This window comes from Microvirga tunisiensis (assembly GCF_009296175.1).
In the GTDB taxonomy this organism is placed as follows: Bacteria; Pseudomonadota; Alphaproteobacteria; order Rhizobiales; family Beijerinckiaceae; genus Microvirga; species Microvirga tunisiensis.
This window is the reverse complement of sequence record NZ_VOSK01000509.1, coordinates 1-3,457: the sequence shown is the minus strand read 5'-3', so window position 1 is coordinate 3,457 and position 3,457 is coordinate 1. Positions and strand designations below refer to the sequence as shown.

Sequence of the window (3,457 nt, the reverse complement as noted above, 5' to 3'; positions counted from 1 at the left end):
TTCGAAGCGGTGCGGGATCTGCAAGTGGATTGATCCCCATTGGACGGGGCCTCGGTACCAGATGCGAAGTCCGCAGCACGAGCTTGGCGGTGTCAAACCGTCAAAATCACTGTGCTAAGGATCTAGAGCGATCCCGCCCGTTTTCCACGCACGTGGCCCTGGCGACCGGCGATTTTAAGGCGGCGCTTGCTCGCCTGGAGCAGCACGGGGTGACGTATGTCAGCGTCGCCCGTCAGCCGAAGGACATCACCATTCGGCCAGACGGGGTTCGGCAAATCTACTTCCAAGACCCTGACGGGCACTGGATCGAAATCAACGATGCCAACGGGGAACCCTGAGCATCGAACGAACCACTGCGACCAAGGCTTCGAAGTTCATCCTGTTCACAACAGTCGATACTATAGGCTCGGTTTGTAAACGGCATCGCCACTGGCGAGTTGAACCTCCATAAGGTCGGAGGGTCTCACCCATGGCCGTAAAATACGTTCTGATCTTGGTCCTCAGCAGCGCAAACCCTGCCGAACAACCTGTCGCTCAGGCTTGGGAGAGGCTGTTCCCAAGCTATGACGACTGCCTGAAACAGGCGTCTGCCCTCGAAATGCAGAATGCAGTTCTGAAGGATTGCAAGACTGTTGAGGTGCCAGCGAAGGAAGACGTTGTGCTCACGCCGGAAGCGAGCGTGCTTGAGGAACCCGACCCAACCGCTGCGCTCGCACAGCCGCCGCAAAATGAGTAGCCGAGTCGAGCCCCGGATTTCGGTCAATGTTTCTTGCGCACGATATCCAAGGTGGGGTGATGGAGCATAGGAAACACGGTCCCGTGCTGTGTGCCTCAACGTCGGGTGTTTGTCACGAGCCAGCCGAGAAATCGTTTCCGCTTTATCCTTGAATGGTGACGAGTGTTCGTCATTGGGGCTGTGAGGATTGCGGCTGCCAAGGTCTACTGCGCATCGGGTGCTCACCTTGTAGCGTGTCCGTGCATCGTCGGTTTGACCGAAGAAGACTGCGGTTGCACTCCGGTCCTGCAAGCACCGACAACGTGCAGACAAAGAGTTGTGCCCGCAATCAACAGGCAAAGAAGATCATGGTTAACGACCGCCTAACCGCCTCTTTCTCAGCCGAATCGCTGCTTCCAATTGGGCGAGACAAATGGTTGGGAGGCGGCGATCGGAAGCGAGATCGGCCTTGGCAAGCGGCATCCGAGTGTCCCTGACGCTGAACTGTTGCGCCGAATTGCGCAGGACATGCGATCCGTCTATGCCGAGGTGATCAAGCAGCCCCTGCCACGCGACATTGCAGTCGCTCTGTCGCGCATCGACCGGGAGCAGAGCCGTACTGTGGGTCAGGTGCATCGGCTTGGGGCCTGAAGCTTCAGGTCACCACCCAGTCAGACGGTTGCCAGAAGAGCGATGGCCAGGACGACAGACCCTGCGAGGGCCGCAGTGCCGGTCCAAGCGACCCCTCGTGGACGAGTATGGAAGCTGACCGCCTGAGGAACTGCCATCCCTTGCCTCCTACGGGTAAGGAATACGATGCCTTTCTGGTAATTTAATCCAATCACCGGAGGACGTATCGGGCGCAAAGGGAGTGCACCTAAAGAGGCAGGTCGGACTCAAGCGATCTCGACCTCCCGCCTGTATACAGCGGCAAGAGGCTGATCAGGTCGGGTGACCCTCAGTGTCGTCGATCTCTCGCGACCGCTCCGCTGGTATCTGCTGATCCGGCACTTTCGCACTCTCGGTTGGATTGTGCTTCCCATGCTGATGGGCTGGGTTGCCGATGCCGTCCTCCTTCACACCGCTGCGGCGACTGCTGTTGACGCTCAGGTTCTCTAATCCCGTATCCTGGTTAGGCCGCTTTACGCCCGTCATGATGACCTCCAGATCCCATCCATCAGATGAACGGTGATCATAGCGCTCGGTTGCCAAACCTACCCCGTCACTGCATGTCTGATTCGAGCAGCGGCTTCTATGGGTTCGATGCCATCCGTGTACCAGTCCAAGATCGCCAGATAGAGACCATTGCGTAGAAGTGGGTGGTGCTCGGAAGGAAGGTGCTCCTCGACAGCCGTCAGGTATCGCGAGAAAGGCTTTAGCATCAGACCAGCCGCCGTTGATGTTCATCGCTCTGAGACACTGCTCTTCCAGGTAGAGCACCAATGGAGCAGCATTTAACGCGGTAGAGGGCTGGCTCACCCGAATGAAGCTGGGTCTATCAGTTGGACCGGCTCTGCTGGATGGATTGCCGAGATGGCATGCTTGAAGACGACCTGGGTCCCAGTCCCCCGTACAAGCATCACGGTGAAATTGTCGAACCGGCTGATTTGGCCTTGTAGCTTAATGCCGTTGACGAGAAACATAGTCACATCAAGTTTGTTGTCGCGCAGATGCTTGAGGAATACGTCCTGAATCGACGGGGTTTTTGGGGCAGTCACGTTTGAACCCCTTTCGAGCCCCCTCACGGGGGCGCTCCTTTGCCGTAGTTGAGAGCAGCATGATGTCAGTCGACGCGACGGGCACCGCGGCACGGATCACATTCGGCTTTGGGGAACCGTCATTCCGGGAACCCGCTCCACCTCAACAAGCCTCATCGCTTGTAGCACCTTCCGTTCAGCATAGTCTCGAACCGGCCTTGCCATTTCCTGAAGACGAACGCTGAGGCCTTCGACTTCGGACACGGTCATAGCCTTTCCATGTGCGGCTATCATCTCGGCAAGGTCCTCCGGGAGCGCATCAACGTGCTCTTGGAGGAGGAGAAGGGCGGCACGGAGGGTACTCAACTCTCGTTCATCTACGACAAGGGTGAGTTTCTTCATGGGGGACTGTTGGCCTCAAAGCTTGTCTTTTCAGGCTACAGGCGGATGCGGCGGAAACAAGGCCGATCATTAAGAGAAATGCTATCTCGAAAGCATGGACGCCTGTACCTAAGCCACGGCGACGCATTCGATTTCAATATCAAATTCCATCGGCCAAGAGGCGACGGGCACGAAAGTGCGCGAGGGCGGGTTCTCCGGAAAGAAACGGGCGTAGACCCGATTGATGACCGCGTAGAACCCTGCGTTGCTGGCGTAGACGCGGACCATCACAACCTTGTCGAGCGAGGTGCCAGCGCTCTCCAGGCAGTGCTGAACTGCTCTGAGAGAGGCTTCGGTCTGAGCCTCGATATCGCCTCGGATGAACTTGCCCGTTTCCAGGTCGAAGGGCGGCGTCCCGGACACGAAGACAAAGCCATTGGCCTTCGTGACAAGCGACAGGGGAACTCCGACATTTCGAACACCCTGTGAGAGAACAGGCACTTCGATGATCTCTTTGTAACATTGGCAAAAGTCCGGGCTGAGCTGGCGGGTCGGGGTTCCGGCGCAGCGACAATTCTGATTCAATCCCCTGCATGTCACCGGCCCCGGATCTTGATGGCCTGTCGAACGCCGATCTGAAGCGGTTGGTGCTGGAGCTGTTGGG

General features: G+C 57.6%; 7 protein-coding genes. 3 read left to right on the top strand and 4 right to left on the bottom strand.

Features of this window, described 5'->3' with window-relative positions; translation table 11 throughout:
* The first annotated feature begins 89 nt into the window (after positions 1 to 89).
* From FS320_RS40315 to FS320_RS50030, 3 genes are all read left to right on the top strand, one after another.
* On the top strand, positions 90 to 338 hold the full coding sequence (locus tag FS320_RS40315) for a VOC family protein (RefSeq protein ID WP_162003436.1): 249 nt from the start codon (positions 90 to 92) through the stop codon (positions 336 to 338).
* A 131-nt stretch (positions 339 to 469) separates the two neighbouring features.
* Positions 470 to 736: a hypothetical protein gene (locus tag FS320_RS40310; protein WP_152718093.1), complete on the top strand. Its 267-nt coding sequence runs from the start codon at positions 470 to 472 to the stop codon at positions 734 to 736.
* 507 nt (positions 737 to 1,243) lie between these two features.
* Positions 1,244 to 1,366 (top strand): hypothetical protein, encoded by a 123-nt coding sequence (locus FS320_RS50030; protein ID WP_274597263.1) that lies wholly within the window; start codon positions 1,244 to 1,246, stop codon positions 1,364 to 1,366.
* 291 nt (positions 1,367 to 1,657) lie between these two features.
* Here the strand turns inward: FS320_RS50030 and FS320_RS40305 are convergent, their stop codons facing one another.
* The 4 genes from FS320_RS40305 to FS320_RS40290 all read right to left on the bottom strand — a co-directional run bounded on the left by FS320_RS40305 (position 1,658) and on the right by FS320_RS40290 (position 3,294).
* The gene (locus FS320_RS40305; protein ID WP_152718091.1) at positions 1,658 to 1,870 is read right to left on the bottom strand and encodes a hypothetical protein; all 213 of its coding nucleotides are present in this window, start codon (positions 1,868 to 1,870) and stop codon (positions 1,658 to 1,660) included.
* Between the two features lie 320 nt (positions 1,871 to 2,190).
* Positions 2,191 to 2,433, bottom strand: a complete 243-nt coding sequence (hfq, locus tag FS320_RS49210) for an RNA chaperone Hfq (protein ID WP_162003437.1) — start codon at positions 2,431 to 2,433, stop codon at positions 2,191 to 2,193.
* 96 nt (positions 2,434 to 2,529) lie between these two features.
* Positions 2,530 to 2,814: a hypothetical protein gene (locus tag FS320_RS40295; RefSeq protein ID WP_152718089.1), complete on the bottom strand. Its 285-nt coding sequence runs from the start codon at positions 2,812 to 2,814 to the stop codon at positions 2,530 to 2,532.
* Between the two features lie 108 nt (positions 2,815 to 2,922).
* Entirely contained in the window at positions 2,923 to 3,294 is a 372-nt protein-coding gene (locus FS320_RS40290) for a RidA family protein (RefSeq protein WP_338105611.1), read from the bottom strand.
* Positions 3,295 to 3,457 lie beyond the last annotated feature (163 nt).